Annotated in this window: 1 protein-coding gene; it reads right to left on the reverse strand. The window is 63.6% G+C overall.

Annotated elements, in window-relative coordinates; genetic code table 11:
* Nucleotides 1-368, reverse strand: a 368-nt coding sequence (locus ACYPXD_RS34110) for an MFS transporter (protein ID WP_459723109.1), incomplete at both ends; no start/stop codon positions are given.

A 368-nucleotide genomic window follows, 5' to 3' on the forward strand; every position in this document is an offset into this window, starting at 1 on the left:
AGCCACAGCGCGACATACTCGGCCGAGCCGCCGAAGATCGCATTGGCCACTGCATAGGAAAGCCCCACGCCCAGCGCGCGCACTTCGGGCGGAAACATCTCCGCCTTGATGAGCCCGCTGATCGACGTGTAGAAGCTCACGATCGCCAGCGCCACCACGACGAGCACGAATGCCATATACGGGCTCGTCACGTCCTTGAGCGCATGCAGCAGCGGCACCGTGCCGATCGTCGCGAAGAAGCCGAACAGGATCATCGACTGACGGCGGCCGATGCGATCCGACAGCGCACCGAACACCGGCTGCATCAGCATGTAGACGAAGAGCGCCGCGGTCATCACGTTGCTCGCGGTCTTCGCATGCATGCCTGC

The organism is Paraburkholderia sp. 2C, from assembly GCF_054589215.1.